This is a genomic window from Undibacterium sp. 14-3-2, assembly GCF_016595265.1.
Classification (GTDB): domain Bacteria; phylum Pseudomonadota; class Gammaproteobacteria; order Burkholderiales; family Burkholderiaceae_D; genus Undibacterium; species Undibacterium aquatile.
In genome coordinates this window covers 465,172-481,527 of sequence record NZ_JAENGS010000002.1, presented here as the reverse complement: position 1 = coordinate 481,527, position 16,356 = coordinate 465,172, and the positions used below count along the sequence as shown (strand labels likewise).

General features: G+C 51.4%; 16 protein-coding genes. 6 read left to right on the top strand and 10 right to left on the bottom strand.

Going from position 1 to position 16,356, the window contains the following annotated elements:
* The first annotated feature begins 261 nt into the window (after positions 1-261).
* Positions 262-639 carry a TraR/DksA family transcriptional regulator gene (locus tag Undi14_RS06645; protein WP_200178824.1) on the top strand — a complete coding sequence of 126 codons (378 nt, stop codon included), beginning with the start codon at positions 262-264 and terminating at the stop codon, positions 637-639.
* Positions 640-757: 118 nt separating this feature from the next.
* On the opposite strand, the gene Undi14_RS06640 is transcribed toward Undi14_RS06645, so the two are convergent.
* The 5 genes from Undi14_RS06640 to Undi14_RS06620 form a co-directional block, all read right to left on the bottom strand.
* Entirely contained in the window at positions 758-1,900 is a 1,143-nt protein-coding gene (locus Undi14_RS06640; RefSeq protein WP_200178822.1) for a DUF3667 domain-containing protein, read from the bottom strand.
* A gap of 188 nt (positions 1,901-2,088) precedes the next feature.
* Positions 2,089-4,917 (bottom strand): ATP-binding protein, encoded by a 2,829-nt coding sequence (locus Undi14_RS06635; protein WP_200178820.1) that lies wholly within the window; start codon positions 4,915-4,917, stop codon positions 2,089-2,091.
* Positions 4,918-4,922: 5 nt separating this feature from the next.
* A complete protein-coding gene (locus tag Undi14_RS06630; RefSeq protein WP_186896959.1) occupies positions 4,923-5,696 on the bottom strand; it encodes a hypothetical protein in 774 nt (257 codons plus the stop codon).
* A complete protein-coding gene (locus tag Undi14_RS06625) occupies positions 5,693-7,048 on the bottom strand; it encodes a hypothetical protein (protein WP_234030451.1) in 1,356 nt (451 codons plus the stop codon). Before Undi14_RS06625 ends, Undi14_RS06630 begins: the two co-directional genes overlap by 4 nt.
* 378 nt (positions 7,049-7,426) lie before the next feature.
* On the bottom strand, positions 7,427-7,768 hold the full coding sequence (locus Undi14_RS06620; RefSeq protein WP_200178818.1) for a hypothetical protein: 342 nt from the start codon (positions 7,766-7,768) through the stop codon (positions 7,427-7,429).
* Between the two features lie 361 nt (positions 7,769-8,129).
* Here Undi14_RS06620 and msrA point away from each other — a divergent pair, with 361 nt between their 5' ends.
* The 3 genes from msrA to Undi14_RS06605 all read left to right on the top strand — a co-directional run bounded on the left by msrA (position 8,130) and on the right by Undi14_RS06605 (position 10,520).
* Positions 8,130-8,669, top strand: a complete 540-nt coding sequence (gene msrA, locus Undi14_RS06615; RefSeq protein WP_200178816.1) for a peptide-methionine (S)-S-oxide reductase MsrA — start codon at positions 8,130-8,132, stop codon at positions 8,667-8,669.
* A gap of 218 nt (positions 8,670-8,887) precedes the next feature.
* A complete protein-coding gene (locus Undi14_RS06610) occupies positions 8,888-9,451 on the top strand; it encodes a lysozyme (protein ID WP_234030450.1) in 564 nt (187 codons plus the stop codon).
* Between the two features lie 10 nt (positions 9,452-9,461).
* Positions 9,462-10,520 (top strand): hypothetical protein, encoded by a 1,059-nt coding sequence (locus tag Undi14_RS06605; protein ID WP_200178811.1) that lies wholly within the window; start codon positions 9,462-9,464, stop codon positions 10,518-10,520.
* A 39-nt stretch (positions 10,521-10,559) separates the two neighbouring features.
* On the opposite strand, the gene Undi14_RS06600 is transcribed toward Undi14_RS06605, so the two are convergent.
* From Undi14_RS06600 to Undi14_RS06585, 4 genes are all read right to left on the bottom strand, one after another.
* Positions 10,560-11,039, bottom strand: coding sequence for a hypothetical protein (locus tag Undi14_RS06600; protein WP_200178810.1), 480 nt, complete (start codon positions 11,037-11,039; stop codon positions 10,560-10,562).
* 60 nt (positions 11,040-11,099) lie between these two features.
* The gene (locus tag Undi14_RS06595; RefSeq protein ID WP_200178808.1) at positions 11,100-12,251 is read right to left on the bottom strand and encodes a glycosyltransferase; all 1,152 of its coding nucleotides are present in this window, start codon (positions 12,249-12,251) and stop codon (positions 11,100-11,102) included.
* A 193-nt stretch (positions 12,252-12,444) separates the two neighbouring features.
* Positions 12,445-13,080 carry a pyridoxamine 5'-phosphate oxidase gene (gene pdxH / locus Undi14_RS06590; RefSeq protein ID WP_200178806.1) on the bottom strand — a complete coding sequence of 212 codons (636 nt, stop codon included), beginning with the start codon at positions 13,078-13,080 and terminating at the stop codon, positions 12,445-12,447.
* Between the two features lie 75 nt (positions 13,081-13,155).
* Positions 13,156-13,689 carry a hemerythrin domain-containing protein gene (locus Undi14_RS06585; protein WP_200178804.1) on the bottom strand — a complete coding sequence of 178 codons (534 nt, stop codon included), beginning with the start codon at positions 13,687-13,689 and terminating at the stop codon, positions 13,156-13,158.
* 115 nt (positions 13,690-13,804) lie between these two features.
* Between Undi14_RS06585 and tcdA the strand changes: the two genes are divergently transcribed.
* Both tcdA and Undi14_RS06575 read left to right on the top strand, forming a co-directional pair.
* Positions 13,805-14,620: a tRNA cyclic N6-threonylcarbamoyladenosine(37) synthase TcdA gene (gene tcdA, locus Undi14_RS06580; protein WP_200178802.1), complete on the top strand. Its 816-nt coding sequence runs from the start codon at positions 13,805-13,807 to the stop codon at positions 14,618-14,620.
* A 185-nt stretch (positions 14,621-14,805) separates the two neighbouring features.
* Positions 14,806-15,312 carry a chemotaxis protein CheW gene (locus tag Undi14_RS06575; RefSeq protein ID WP_200178800.1) on the top strand — a complete coding sequence of 169 codons (507 nt, stop codon included), beginning with the start codon at positions 14,806-14,808 and terminating at the stop codon, positions 15,310-15,312.
* A 123-nt stretch (positions 15,313-15,435) separates the two neighbouring features.
* On the opposite strand, the gene Undi14_RS06570 is transcribed toward Undi14_RS06575, so the two are convergent.
* Complete coding sequence (locus tag Undi14_RS06570) at positions 15,436-16,188, bottom strand: energy transducer TonB (RefSeq protein WP_200178798.1); 753 nt, start codon at positions 16,186-16,188, stop codon at positions 15,436-15,438.
* Positions 16,189-16,356: the final 168 nt, after the last annotated feature.

Sequence of the window (16,356 nt, the reverse complement as noted above, 5' to 3'; positions counted from 1 at the left end):
TCACGCCGATGATGCTTGTGGGGAGCTATTTGTGCTTTGATATGCATGAGGCCGGACATCTGCTGTTAGCTAAAGCCCTGCATTGCTATCGCACGCAGACGTGTGATAACGTAGACCAGAATATTCACCATACAGGTCAGATTTTTATATTCTTGTTTTAAGAGGAGATTGGCGGCATCCGGATTGTGTTTTATCAAGACGGTTTTACTTTGATCAGAGTAATCTGGACACTTGGCAGGTCATCGATTTAAGGGAGAAAACATGAGTCTCAACAGTGCACAACAAAACAGCTTAAAAGAGAAACTGGATGGCTTGAAGCAAAGCATACAAGAGGAATTGCGGCAACATAATCCTGAAAGCTTGCAGATACAATCGGGCGAGGGCGACCGTCTCACGAATGATGCGCTCAATGCCGATGAGATGGCGCAATACCTGCATCATCATGCGGAGTGGCAGGCGTTGCAGCGGGCACAGGCCAGACTCAATGAAAACGTCGCCGATATTTGCAGCGAATGTGGCAGTACCATTCCTTTTGCGCGTTTAGAGGCAGAGCCGACGGCCGAACGTTGTATCGATTGTCAGAGCAAACTCGAGGCCAACGACCATCGTCTGCATTTACATCCACATTCCAGCATGTAAATTACAAGGCTGCCGTAAAAAAAGCCCCGCAATATATTTGAGCGGGGCTTTTTTCTTTTAAGAAAATACTGATACCGAAATATTCTTTACACGCTTTCAGAAATCAGAAGACAAGTATTTAAACACTGATCGACAGCACAACAATCGCATAAAAAGATAGCGTGCATGCTGCAATAAAAAGTAATGCAAAGGTGCGCCAGAGTGCGCCTTTGACAGTCAGCTGATACGCTTGTTTTAGCTGCGTATACATATGCACCGGCGGCACAAATGCGAATAGCATCGCCGCAGTACCGCTGAAACCAAACCTGTCTGACAACGCGATGCACATCAGCAGTAAGCTCATGAAACATAATGAATACAGCGAGAAAACGGCATGGTCAAACATGACGTACTGACGTCGGAACATAAACAGCAACCACAAAAATGGCAGGGACATCGGCATCAGCAGAAAAGCAAATTTTGAGGCATTACTTTTCATTTTGTAGAGAATCAGCTCAGGATTTTTAACGGCAGTCCTGATTTTCTGTTCCAACCTTGGCAGGGCCGAAGTAATTTTTATGTTGTCAAACTGCCGGTCGACTTTTTTGATCAGTGTACTGGCATCGACAACCTCATTATCAGTTGCCACCTTCCCTGTCTCATTAGTGGTAGCAGCGGGCTGGTCAGGCGCTGTCGGGGCTTTTTTCTGACTTTGCTCTTTGTCAGTTTTTTGCTGCGTGTCTGCGTCTTCGCTCAGTTCTTTATCTATTCCTGACTGAATAGTGTTGTCATCAGCCTGCGGTATTTTTTCTTTATTGCCGTCAGTGGTGGTGTTGTTGATGCTGACCTTGCTTTTCGTTGCAGACGATAACTTTTCTTCCTGATGACTCGCCGTCATTGAAAAGACGAAAAACATCAGGAAAATCAGAAACAGAAATAGCGCCAGCGGTGACACATAGCGTGTCCGCTGTCCCTGAATATAATTGCGGGTTAATTGTCCGGGTTTAAAAATCAGTGCCGGGATAGTGCGCCAGGCTTTGGTTTCAAAGTGCAGTAATCCGTGTAAAAACTCTTCGGCCATATGCAGCAGAGAGCGATGAATGTGAGCCGACTGCCCACAGGCATGACAATAGGCACCGGTCAAAGGCGTGCCGCAATTGGCGCAGTTGCCGGCAGGCGCATGTACTTTGGCAGCATGGGAACCGCCCGCAGCCTTTTCTGCATCATTGACGATCAACGCCTCGCTCACGACATCCGTGGCGACATCCATTTCCATGCTCATGCAGCATCTCTCCTTCATACACTGTGACGATGGGGGTGATGTTTCCCCTTCAGCCGGCAGACAATGCCAGATATTTCAAAAAAAGCATTGTACGGTTTTTCTGAGAGATACCCCAGTGCAACTGTGGGCTGCACCGGATATTTTTTCAGACTGTCGGCTATTGATCACGAAACTGTGTATGCAAGAGGTCAGGCGCGGTTTTCCTTGCTTTTTTCCACCTTCCGTTGCAAGACGAAAATCGGCTGCGCCCATTCGGTATCTTTTTTCTTTTTGCTGGTGATCAGCGTCAGTTCTGACGGGTCATAGACGTCGGTGTTATGCGTCAGTGGTGTCGTCATCAGATATTGTGCATCGGTATTTTTCAGGAACTCGCCGACCAATTGAATATTGCGGATATCCAGATGGGCAAACGGTTCATCAATGAAAACGAAGCCGCCGGAACCATCTTCAGATTTCAGCAGACCGATCAGCAGAATCAGCGATTTCATCACCTGCTGTCCACCGGAGGCTTCACCGTCGTTCATACCGATAGGGCCTTTACCATCGAATTTGAAACGCACATGCAAACCGGCCTGTGCCAGTTGAATATCATCGTTCTCCAGTTTCACCGGATCGGTATGCACTTCAATGCCAGCCAGTTCACCAAGTTGCCGGATATTTTTGCTATAAGCCTTGATGGTGTAACGCAGCCTGTCCATATAGGCGGCACGGGCATTGATCGTCGCTTCGATTGCGCGGTTATTCTGATAACGGCGTTCATCGGTTTCTGCCTGACGACCTTGCAATAAGGCGTTCAGACGGGTGTACTGATCGACCACGGTGGAGTCGGTTTCCCAGTCATCGCGCGCCAGATTATTGCTCAGACTGCGGATGCGTAATTCGATCTGATGGACATTTTCATGTTCCGCCACCAGTTCACGCCGGTGCGAGGCACGCTTCCAGTTTGGCGGCAGAGTATGCCAGGTATCGCGCATACTGCGCAGCGTTTCGTATTGGGCGGCGCGCTCTTCGGCGTGACGCTTTTCTGATACACGCAATTGCGCTTCCGCTTCGGCAATTGCCGCCTTTGCCTGCTCCCATTTCAGGTGCGCAACAGAACGCTGTTCTGTTGCTGCTTTCAGCAATGGGGCGATTTCACCTAAGCGGCTGCCGACTTCGATACGCTGTTGTTTCAGCGGTTGTGTATTGCGCTGTGCTTCTTCAAATTCAGCATGACGTGCACTGAGTTCTTTCGCTGCATCGACACCCGCCAGACGCGCTTTATACGCGCTGATTTCTCCGGCGAGTTTGCTGATATTCATGGTCAGCACATCTTCCTGCGATTGCAGGCGCGGCAGCGATTTCAATAAGGCTTCGAGACGCTGTGTGCGACCGGCATTACCGAAACGGTAGCGTGATACTTCGACAAACAGGGAGCGCCCGCCACGCCGTTCAAAGTGATAAGCGTCGGGCGTAATCCATTCTTGCGAGCGCGGTAGTTTCATGCCTGCTTCAATCGAGCCGACGGTGGACACGCGTTGTAATTGTTCGATCAGCCAGGCTGGTGCCTGCGCGGTGAAATTCACGACCGATAGCAGGCTCTGGTCTTTGACGACGGGCGCACTGATGCGCTCAGGCACGATGAAGTGGCTGTATTTCTGCTTCTCACCAATGCGGTAGGCGGCAGCGGCGTCGCTGGCTTTGTCCAGCAGTATCACTGAGGTATAGCCGCGCAACATCCCCTCTACCGCGCCTTGCCATTGCGGGTCGGTGACTTCGACAATATCCGGCAGCATGCAATGCGCGATGCCCGCATCGTTCAAGGCACGGCGCATGTGGCGCACGTTTTCCGGGTCGGGCAGGGCAGATTTACCCTGCAGTGCGGCGATGGTATCCATCTCGCTGGCGATGCGCTGGCTGAGCGCGTCGCGATCGGCTTTCTGGCGCGAGAGTTCGGCTTCTTTTTTCTCTAAGTCATCGGCCACATTGGCGACATCGGCGTCGGCTTCGGCGGCTAGTTTTTGCAGACGGCTTTTTTGTTCGAGCAGACTTTCCTGCGGTTTTAGCTTCGCATTGATTTGCTGCAGTTTTTCACGTAACGCAGATTCTTCGGCTTCCAGCGCCGCTTCTACTTGCTTGGCTTCCGACACCTCATGCGCCTGTTGCGCCAGATGCTGACGGCGCCCGGACAAAGCTACATCCTGCGTCTTCAGCAAGCGCTTGCTGTTGCGCAGCGACTGGCTGGTGGCTGCGGCTCTGGCGAGGTCTTCATGGTATTGCAGCGTCGGCAGAATTTCTTCCTGCAGATCACGTTTTTCTTTATGCAGACTTTCATACTGATGGTAATTCGCGACCTTCAGGCGCAAACCTTCCAGATTAGCTTTTGCGCCTTCGAGTTCAGTTTCAAAACGCTGCAATTCGACTTCGGTGTCATGCTGATGGCGCTTCGCATCATCGTAAGCATCCAGCACTTCTTTATCGCCAAAGACCTGAAACACCAGATCGAGCAACTGGCGTGGTGCGTATTCGCACAGCTTGTCGGTTTCGCCCTGTTCGAGCGCCAGCACCTTGCCCATCGCATTCGACAAACCCGCATGGGATAAGCGTTTGCGGTAACTTTCCACACCCAGCCAGTCGTGTGCTTCGGTCACTTCTTCAATCTCAACTTTACCGCCGCGCATCAGATACTGACGCTTCCAGTCGCCGCCGTTTTTTTCTATTTTGCAGAACAGCGTGACTTCATCTTCATACAGCCCGGACATGCGGAAAGGGCGATTAGAAATTTGCGGCCCGACCGCACTGTTATCAACGACCGCACGTATCCATGCGGTTTGCTGGCCGGAATGGCGGGCATAGTGTTTGTAAGAGCGGCCCATAGAACATTCGAGACCAAACAAGGTGCGCAGGGCATCGAGCAAGGTGGTTTTGCCGGAACCATTTTGTCCGGCAATCGTGATGATCTTGGCGTCGAGAGGAATATTTTTGATGCGCTGCCAGTAATCCCAGTGCACCAGTTCCAGCGATTTAATATGAAACATAAGTCTTATTCTTTTCCGGTGTTGAGGGGCGCGTCTGCCTGGGTATCGGCATCGCTGGTGTTGTCTCTGGTGTCGTCGCTGATGTCATCACTTGTCGTCGTCTCCGCGGCATCCGGTTCATCGTTTGCTGGAGTCAGAATTGCAGGCGTGCGCACGGCGGGTATCTGAAAAATATCCGACAGCGCACCATTGATGATGCGGTCTTTCAGCGTGTCGGTATCCATCAGCAGATCCAGCAGCGGGCCTTCCAGAATCAGATCACCTTTGCGTTCGATAAAGCCGACGCGTGCCAGCTGACCGAGGTTCATATCCATGCGCGTTTTTTTACCCAGTTTGTCACCGAAATCGGCCAGCAGCGCGCGGTATGAAATGCCGATCGAAGTATCTTCGGCGCGCGGCAAAGGTTTCTCTTTGCCGAACATATCGTTCTGATCTTCTTCAGCAAGCTGATGCGCTTCCTGGCGTTCGCGTTTCGGCAAAATAATCAGCGACCACAACACTACCAACAGCGCCACGCCGTCGCGGGCGAGACCAAAATTATTGTTCTGCCAGGTTTCTTTGGTGCCGAACACTTTCGATTCGCTGTCGCGTGTCAATGCCAGCGTGACGTAATCGGCATACACGTTATCAACGAATTTCATGCCGCAGGCTTTGAGCCTCGCATCGAGTTCGGTACGGAAAATTTCATCGGATAAAGCGCGTTTGACCAGCTTGTCTTCACGGCGCAGGGTTTGATGCGCGAGCAGGCGCGCAATCAGAATTTGTGCATCTTCGGTCATGGTGTTTCTCTGTTTTTGCCAGCATTGTCGGCACTGGAAATCGTGTGAATAGTGGCAGCAGGTGCAGCGCTGATGCTGGCGACGGAAAGCGCGGCGATATGAGCGTCCTGCACCTTTTGCATTTTGTCTTTGGACTGAAAAATCAGCGGCAAGCGCGCTAAATTCGCCGTCGCGCCTTGCAGTGCGGATTCATTAACGTCGCCCAGCAAAGGCAGCATCGACGCCCGATACGAGGCAATTGCAAAACTGGCGGGCAGTAAAAGATCTTGCAGCGCGATCGGTTTTTCAGTCGGGTCTGATTTACTCAGCAGCGCGAGCCAGTGGTCGAGTTCATGCAGCGCGTCGCTGTCGTCATTGGCGATGGAGACGGCATTTTCACCGGCAGGCAAGGCACCGGCGACGGCGGATACGCGATGGCTCAGCAATTCGCTTTCGGCGACGTCTATCATTTCAGACGGCGTGATAAACAGCGGCGTGACCGGGTTCGCCAGCGCATCGTCAGCGAGCGCGGCGAGGTCGTCTTTTTGCAGCAGCCAGGTTTTGATATCGGTCGTCGATAAACCCGACTGACCGAGATGTACGCGTTGCCGTTCGATCTGATTCAACGCACGCGAAAACATGCCCTGCATATTCAGCAGCGCACTCTGGGCGCGGCCGATGGCCTGCGCTGCACGATGAGTGGCCGCATCGGCCCGCTCATCATGGGTAATTGCGTGAATGATTTGCGAGCCTTTTTCCACCCAGTCGCAGGCAGTGTGCCATTTCTGCTGCGCTGCGCGTAACTGGAATTCAGAGCCGGACGCAATCGCATCTGAAAATTCTTCGGTAAGCTCGATCAGACGGCCCAGCAGATGGTGCAATTGCTCGACAGAGACACCGCCAACCGCTTGCGCGCCGGCGACCTGCGTCAGCATGTAACTCATCTCAGCCTGATCGTTATTTTCTTCCACATGCAGCAGCGATTCTATGGCGGCCAGCACATTGCGCGCGGTTGGCGTAATGCGATACACCGACTGGCTCGCATCCCACACCAGCAGGCCGGTTGAACGCAGGCGCGACAGCACGGTTTCGAGCGCATCCGGCTCCAGATAACCGAGTTTGGCATTGATGTCGGCACGGCTCAGCGACGGTGTTTCGACATCTGCCGTCAGCTCGCGCAAGACCAGCAGACGCAACAAGACGCCGTTGAAGCCGCCATGAAACAGCGCCGTGAATGCCTGCAATACAGGCTGGGCGCGCTTTAAGGGGAAAACGGCGGAAACGTCGTCGGGAGAAATACCAGTTTTGAAATACGTCTGCAGAGCGAGGTCTTCCTCAGTCTGGACGTGAGCGTCGTCACTAAAATTTTGCATACGGCATTTTACCCGCTTGCAAGGGGCTTGAGTATTGTCTGAAAGCTATTTTGAAACGGGGAAATGAGGCGATGATTGATGGTTCTCATGCTATCCGGTGCCGGTCACAGAATCCGGAACTTGGCTGAAATGGCCGCAGAATCGATCCTGGAGCAAAACTAATACTGGGGGGAGTATATTTTGAAGCCCTTTGTTTATGTAGAGATCTATGCATTATTGGCACATACTCCCCAATTTTTGTATTTTTATAGGAAAAATGGCCGCGAAATGAGGCGTTTTTCCATGCGCTAAGCCCGTCTAACGTGTTTGCCGTTGGCGGCTGGTACTCGTGGTGACTTCTGGTGGCGCTGTTGCGGCGAAGTCGCGGTTTGCCCTTGCTTATTCCAGCCTTTTTTTATCGTATTTGTGTTCGACGATGCGCTGATGCACAAATTCACGCTCATCCGGCGTGGCATGCAGCAAACGCGTAACGGCAGAGCGCGGCACCCGATAATAGCGACGACGGTTCTGGCGGGATTCAAGCGTGCGCCAGCCGCGTAAAGTCAGCCATTCCCATTGTTCATAATCGATAGGCAAAAACAGCTGCATCTTCAGCCTGTTGAGAGTGATGGTGCTGCCGAATGCCGGTTTCGCGCCGGGCGGCGGCAGCAGGCGCTGACGGCGTACATGGAATACGGTGCGTAGCTGATCCCTGAGTTTGCTGATGGCCTGATAAAGCATGGTGAGCACTCCTGCCAGAAAATATTGATCGCAAATTTTAAGCGCAAGAGGAACAAACAACGTGTAATGAATTGTAATTTTAATTACATAAGGCTGACGCAACATTGTTCCGCAGTAAGCGGATCCGAAGCGCACACAAGATCGTCCACCCTCTGTGATCAAGACGCTGAGCGCCACTGCAACAGCGTCGGCTTTGCATACGGTATGTCCTAAGCTGCCTGGGGGCAAACCTGTAAAGCCGTTCATGCTTGTATATACTCACACAAGGCCGCAAATGTAGCGATGGTCAGAAATTCAGTAGTCTGCGAAAGAGAATGCTTTTGTTCTGGCCCTCTTTGTTTAACGTAACCAGGAATATGCTATGACGAATCCCAGCACAGAGATTGCCACCCTGGGTGGCGGATGTTTTTGGTGCACTGAAGCGGTGTTTCAACAAATTCGCGGGGTGCTGAAAGTGGAGTCCGGCTATACCGGAGGCAGCGTGCATCAGCCCAGCTATGAGCAGATATGCACCGGTCAGACTGGCCATGCAGAAGTGGTGCGGTTGACGTTTGACCCAGCTCTCGTTTCTTACCGTGAATTACTGGAAGTGTTTTTTACGATACACGATCCGACGACGCTGAATCGTCAGGGAAACGATGTCGGAACGCAGTATCGTTCCGCTATTTTTTATCATGACGAACAACAGAAAAAAATAGCGCATGAAGTGGTCGCGGCGATGGCTGCGGTATGGGATGCACCGATCGTGACGGAAATCACGATGGCACCGATGTTTTATATCGCCGAAGACTACCATCAGAATTATTATCGCCAGCATCCTGCGCAAGGCTATTGCGCTTTCGTGGTGGCTCCTAAAGTAGCAAAAGCGCGTCAGGTTTTTGCTAAAAAATTAATTGATTGACATATTTATTTGATACTATTCTTCCAGAACCTGCTACATAGGTTTTATGCAAGATTGTTCCGGTTATCGCTCGCAGTCATCCTGCCACCGCAGACTCAAGCGCTGTACGACAAGTGACTGCAACTACGCCGGGACGGTTGACGTAAGCCCTGCTATATACAACCCCCGGAGGACAATATCAGGGCTCCGCATCGATGTATTCTGTTCTGGAGGTTGCAATGGCACTGCGCGACGTGAATCAGGCGACGGTAGACCTGGTCAAACAATACGAAGGGATACCGGACGGTAATCCCGCAACAGACAATATTGATCCTTATCTTGATCCTGTAGGTATCTGGACTATCGGCTGGGGTCATGCGATTACCTATCAGGGGCGCTTCCTGAAAGGGGCTGCGGATAAGGCGCAGGTGCAAAGCCTGTATCCCGGTGGCATTACACTCGCTCAGGCCGAAGCATTGTTGCATACGGATCTGATGAACGCAGGGCGCGATGTGTCATCGGTAGTGCTGGTGCCCTTGAATGACAATGAATTCGGTGCGCTGACCAGCTTTACCTTCAATCTCGGCATAGGTAATTTGCGCAGTTCAACGCTGCTGAAGATGCTCAATGCGAATAACCGTGCCGGTGCTGCAGATCAGTTCGGGCGCTGGGTCATGGCGGATGGCAAACCCTTACCGGGACTGGTCAAACGTCGAGCCGCTGAACGGGATTTATTTCTGACCCCGGTGGCGTCGTCAGCCGACCCGCTTGTACCACCTGCATCACCTGCACAAGCAGCCTGAGGAGAAAACGATGAATACGCTGTCTTTTCTGTCTTCTACGTTGCAACGATGTTTTGTTGCTGTCCTTTTTTTCTGTGGCCTGCCAGCCACCGCCGCTGACACGGTGCGTTCGACCGAGATTGTTGCCGTTGAACTGAATCATCGTTTCGTGATTTCTACTCCCGGTATTTGTGAGCAGTTGAGCAGTGATCAGTATGCCGAAGTGGAATTACGCATACAGGGGGAACTGACTCCGCTGAAACCGATGGATTGCAATCCGGCTGCAACCGGATATGGTTTGCAATTTTTTATGCCGCAGCTCGATGGCAGCGATCTCGGCGCCATGCGCGAGTTGCTGGTCGGCTCGCCATGGAAAGATGCAAAACACGGCTTTCGGCGTGATCTGCCTTACAGTCTGACCTTGAACACCGCTGTTGGCGGTGGTGTGCTGGTGAGCGGAATGTTGCGCCTGCAGGTATTGCGTCCTGCTTATCTGTTGCTTGGCTTCGGCTTTATTCTGGGTGTCGGCTTTGCATTGTTGCGCCTCGGGCGTGATTCGGGTTTATTGCGGGATGTCACCGATCTCGCCGTACGTAGTCGCAGTTTCAGCCTGTCGCGGGTGCAGATGGCATGGTGGTTTTTTATCGTCTTTGCTTCTTATATGTGGTTGTGGCTGGTCGGGGAGGGAATACCGACCTTATCGAGTCAGGCGCTGGGCTTGCTTGGTATCGGAAGTGCCACGTATTTTGCCGCCGCCAGTGTGGATGCGACCAAGCCACCTGTTAATAGCGAGAGTCAGGGATTCTGGAGCGATATTCTGAGCGATGCTCAGGGGTTGGCTTTGTACCGTTTTCAGATGCTGGTGTTCAATCTGTTGTTTGGCGTCCTGTTCATTTTGTATGTTGCACAGCATGTCAGCATGCCCGAGTTTGACGGCAATATTCTGACCTTAATGGGCATGAGCGCCGGCACTTATGCGGGTTTTAAAATTCCTGAAAAAACGCAGAATACACAGGTTGGCACGACGTCGGCAGCATCGGTGGCGGACGTCAGCGATGATCCTAAAAAAGCCTACAGCGCAGGTGCCTGAAGCACAAAGACGTTGTGCCGCTGATGCAGTTTTTCTGCCTCAGCGGACTTTTTCTTTTTTGTAGGAATAGCAAAGCAACAGGATGGCGACTACTCCGCCTATCCAGTAATCTATGGGTGTTCCCCATAGCCAGTGGCGATGCCAGGGAACCAGCACGGGGTTAAAACTGCTGATGCCATAGGCGGGATTCATCACGAACCACAGGCAATCTTCCGTGATCCAGAAAACGATAATGCATGCGGCTATGCGCGCTTGTATTTTCCAGCTCCATTGCGACATCCAGATGATGGGGAAATGGAAAAAGATGGCGATAAACGGAAATACCCAGGCGTGATAGCCGGTCATGGCGCGACCACCCCAGAACAAATCAAGCAACCAATGGTTTTTTATGCGCCAGGTTGGCAGACTACCGCCCCAGCCATTCGCACCTTCGATCTGAATTTCCACCTGCGCAAAAAATACAGCCAGCACAAAGACCCATAACAGGGTTAAAAATAAGTTTTTGAAAGATGAATTCATACGCTTGAAGTAAGTGTGAATGACGTGCTGGTCCGGGAGTTGTTGCTTGATTGCTCAGCATTAGCTTGCTGTTTGCATCGTGTTTGCCTCTTGCCGTCCGAATACTTGTGTTAAGACATCGGCTGCAGCATGTGGCTTGCCTAAGGCGAGCGCTTTGCGGCGCATTTCATGTAATTTTTCGGGCTGGCTGAGTAGTACATTCAGACGGTAGGCAAGGCTGATATGGTCGTGGGCTTTCAGTGCGACGCCTTGTTCGAGTAAGAAGTCGGCATTCCTTTCTTCCTGTCCGGGAATCGGGGATGTCACGATCATCGCCACGCCACTGGCAAGACATTCCGAGGTAGTGAGGCCACCAGGCTTGGTAATGACCAGATCCGCACAAGCCATCAGACGTTCAACCTTGTTACTGAATCCGAGTGGCAGCAGCTTGCCAGGATAATGCTGTGCCAGCGCCTGCATTTTATGCAGCATCTGCGTGTTATTTCCTGCCAGTGTTATCAGTTGAAACGGCGTCTCTAAGCGCAATAAGTGCGCAGCCAGTTTGTCGAGATCGCCGACACCGGCACCGCCGCCCATCAGCAAAACCGTTGGTTTGTGCGGATCCAGTCCATACTCCGCGGCACAGGTGCGGCGATCATGCCGTTGCGTGAAGCCCGGCATCACAGGAATGCCGGTGACATGTATTTTTTGCGCAGGAATGCCATTCTGGCGCATGCGTTCAGCGACTTCGGCATTAGCGGCGAAATAGCCTGCCATATTGTCATGCACCCACATGCGGTGTAAGTCGAAATCAGTGACTTGTACCCACACCGGGCAGCTGAGTTCCGATTTTCGTATCAGATGCGACAGCATTTCTGCCGGCAGGAAATGTGTGCAGATAATCGCATCGGGCTGAAATCCGGTCAGCATTTTTTTCAGCGGGCGGGCATTCAGTCTTTCCACGCCACGGCGTAGTTTTTCGAGGAAGCCGTTGGCCTGCGCGCTATTACTTGCATGATACAGATAGCCCCATAGCAGCGGAGCGCGGTTGACGAGTCGGATGTAGAAATCGGTATAGATCTTGCGAAATCCGGCGGTAACAAAATCCATCACATCCAGATGGCGTATTTCCGCTTCTTCGTCGCCTGCCAAGGCACAGGCGAGCAGCGCTTCTGCGGCCCGTTTATGCCCGCTCCCCGCAGAAACGCTGAGCAACAAGATTTTTTTTCGCATGAATTTGAACTGATCGGAAACGATCATTCAGCATAACAGTGCAGTGTGATGACTTGATGACGTGATCTGACGCCGCGGTCTACGGGTTTTTGAAAGCACGTGCGAGGTAAAGAAAATCCCCCGGCCAGGCAAATAGCGACGGGGGATTTGTACGCGCCATATAAGACGGCGCAGCAGAAAGCGAGAGAGCTGATTAAGGCTGCAAGCGGCCGATACTCCATCTGCCATCTGCATTACGGGTGTAGACGATACGATCATGCAGACGTGAACTGCGGCCTTGCCAGAATTCGATTTTTTCCGGTACCAGACGGTAACCGCCCCAATGTTCTGGGCGCGGTGGCTGGTCGCCAAATGTACCGACAACGCTGGCTAACTGCTGTTCCAGCAGATCGCGATTGGCAATTGTCTGGCTCTGGGCTGATGCATTGGCGCTCTGGCGGCTGCCTAAAGGGCGACTATAAAAATATGCATCGTTTTCTTCGGAAGACACTTTTTCTATGCGACCTTCAATGCGGACCTGACGTTCCAGAGCAGACCAGAAAAATAACAAGGCCGCGTAGGGATTAGCTGCCAGATCCTTACCTTTCGCACTGTCATAATTGGTGAACCAGCAAAAGCCACGCTGATCAAACTCCTTAATCAGCACGATGCGGGATGTTGGGCGTCCGTCATCATTGACAGTGGATAAGCTCATGGCGTTTGCTTCAGCAGCATCCGCTTTTAATGCCTGATCAAACCAGACGCCAAACTGTTCAATCGGATCAGCGGCGACGTCTGATTCGGTCAGGCTGGCTTGTTGATAATCCTTGCGGAGATGGGCGATAGACATACGATTCCTTTAAAAACAAAATGGGTTGTCTGTAATTACGGCTGACGTTATGGCGGCACAGTCCGGGTTCTGGCGCTAGGCGCTGATGCCCCGGCGCGCCTGCATCGCCGCACCTAACTTTTGCATCTGTGCAGCACTGAATAAACGCTGCGCCATTGGTGCGATCTGGCCTTCTTCAATTTGCATATGTTTGGCATACAGTGCTGCAAAATCCTCAACCTCTGCAGCCGATAAATCAGTTCCTGTGCCATCTTCAATTGCCTGCAACTGAGCGCCCAGTACTTTCCACTGCGCTGCCATTTGCTGATGCTGCTGCAAGATGTCTGTCAGTAATACGGCTAACAGACTCGCATCCTCACCGGTGGCGGTCGCTTGCAACTCTGGCAGTAAATCAATTTCTTCATCTTCATGATGCAGAGGCGCTGCTTTATTGAAGTACCGCAAAACGGCTTTCGCCGCTTGCTGCGCATTTTCATCAATACCAACGTCATTCAGATGCACTACCAGTTTATCCATCGTTGCAAGTTGTTTGCGGATACGGTCGTGGCAATGTTTAAGAACGGCGAGTGGCTGATCAAAGCCGGGCGCACTGTCAAATAAGCTGTTCATGCAGACTCCTTCTGGAGATGTTGATCGTCATTATGCAATACCCATTGTAGACCTGCTTGCGACACATCAACCGTGGTCTTGTAAAATGGCGCCTGAATTTAAATTTCCTCTTATTATGCAACAAGATTCTGACATTGATTTTGATCGTCGTTTTGGCGGTATTGCACGACTGTATGGCAGTAATGCTCTGGCACGTTTTACGACCGCTCACGTCTGCGTGATCGGTGTCGGCGGCGTCGGTTCATGGGTTGTGGAAGCGCTTGCCCGCAGTGCTATCGGGCGTATCACGATGATCGATCTCGATAACGTTGCCGAATCCAATGTTAATCGCCAGATACAGGCGACCAGTGACACTCTGGGGAAAGCCAAAGTGACTGCCTTAGCGGAGCGGATAGCCTTAATCAATCCTTTTTGTCAGGTGACCGAGGTTGAAGATTTTGTGACGTCGGACAACCTTGACGCGATGCTGGGACAGCATGGTTTTGATTATGTGATTGATGCAATTGACAACGTTAAGGCAAAAACGGCCTTGATCGCTTATTGTCGTCAACACGCGATTCCTTTGATCACGATAGGCGCAGCCGGCGGACAGACTGATCCATGCAAGATAGAAATCCGTGATTTATCGCGCACCGAGCAGGAACCCTTGCTGGCGCTGGTGCGCAAGCGCTTACGACAGAATCACGGTTTTCCGCGTGGAACAAAAAGTAAATTCGGTATCGACGCGGTGTTTTCTATGGAAGCATTGACGATGCCGGAAACGGCTGAGGCGTGTGAGGTTGATGCCAGCAGTACTGACAGCGCTGGCAGCACCAATGGTATAAGCGGCCTGAACTGCGCTGGTTTTGGCTCTTCTGTAGTGGTGACGGCATCGTTCGGTTTAATGGCGGCAGCGCATGTTCTGCGTCAATTAGCGCAGCTTGAAAAATAAGTTAAAAGCCGCTTGAACAAGCATAAATCAAGTAAAATTAGTGCCTTAAGGAAATATTTTGACGAGAGTGGTGTGCGGCGATACATCACGTCGTCTTAAACTCATCTGAATTTAATCTCATCAGAACGCAGGCAGATAAACACCTTGACGTCTTTTGTTTTAAATTTTTTTTAAGGAACAGAACAATGAGCGTTGCTGAACTTAGCGCAACAACAGCAGATTCTGATGATCGTCAGGCGATCCAGAAAGATCAGGAATTTCTTGCTTTTCGATTGGGCTCCGAGGAATACGGTATTCCGATTTTACTGACCCAGGAAATTCGTAATTTTGAAGCACTGACGCGGATTGCAAATGCGCCGGAATACCTGAAAGGCGTAATGAATTTACGCGGCGTCATTGTCCCCGTAATAGACATGCGTTTGCGTTTCGCGACCGGAGAGGCGACGTTTGACGCTTCGACTGTGGTGATCGTGCTCAACATCGACGGGCATGTCATAGGAATGATCGTTGACAGTGTGTCTGACGTTGTGACCTTGCCAGCCTCGGCAATCAAACCGCCGCCAGATATGGGGACAACGTTTTCCTCAGATTATCTGGTTGGTCTTGGCGACATTGATGACCGTATGATTATTTTGCTGGATATTGAAAAACTGATGTCTGGTCCTGAACTGGGTCTGGTCAGCAACCAGTAATCACAAGCAATAATCCATCTTTATCATCCAACATCAAAAAGCCCTGATCAGCGTGAAGCGATCAGGGCTTTTTAATATTTAGCAGAGCGGTTTAGCAGAGCGGCATATTTGCCGTGCAGAGGCCTAGTCTATTTTGAAATTAAACTCGGTGACCGTTGTCTGCGCTCTCGATATCGGTGCGTATTTCCACTGCATCACTGTTGCAATAACTTCTTTATCAAAATGCCTGGGTGGGCGCGCTTTCAAAATCTCCACCTGTGACACTTTGCCATCCGGTTCGACATGAATTTTGGCGCTGACCACACCTTCAGTCACTCCGGCGCGTGCCGCACTTGCAGGGTATTTCGGTTGAACACTGTTCAGCAGTTTTAATACGATGCGCTCTGGCTCTGCTGCTTTTGCAACAACCGGAGCCGGGGCGGCAGCGACAACCGGGGCTGCTTCTACCGGTTTCGTCACGACAGGTGCCGGTGCGGGAGCTGGGGTCGAGGCGGCGGCCAAGACTTCCCGTGCAACAGGTGAAGGTTTAGCTGGCGGTGCTTTGCTTTCCTGTGCGCGTTTTGCTTCCAGTGCCTGCTTCTCTTTTTCTTTTTCTTTGGCTTCTTTCAGCAGTTTTTCTTCCTGCGCGATTTGTGCCGCCGTTTTGTTGGATGCCTGATCCATCCATTTTGTTACGTCTGCGACATGCCCGTGATTGACGGGATTTTTGACCAGACCTGTCGGCATTTCACCTGAGGCGGCGGATGCAGCGGTTTCCTTGGGTGCTTCTTCTGGTGGCGGTGTCTTGGAACATGCCGTAACCAATACACCTGTACAAAGTATGGCGAACGCAGACGTGCGGCGTTTATGCGCTGGTTGTTGAACTACCTTATTCATATTTCTCCCTATACAAATCGGTTGCTGCATCAATATCTTTTAGTGCTTTGTGCCGATATCACCCGGCTTTTTATATTTTTCGCAAAAGAAAATTCAGTTCAATTGGAAGTTAATTGTATAAAAGATATATTCCTATCCTGACATGGAATAATTTCTATAGCAATATTT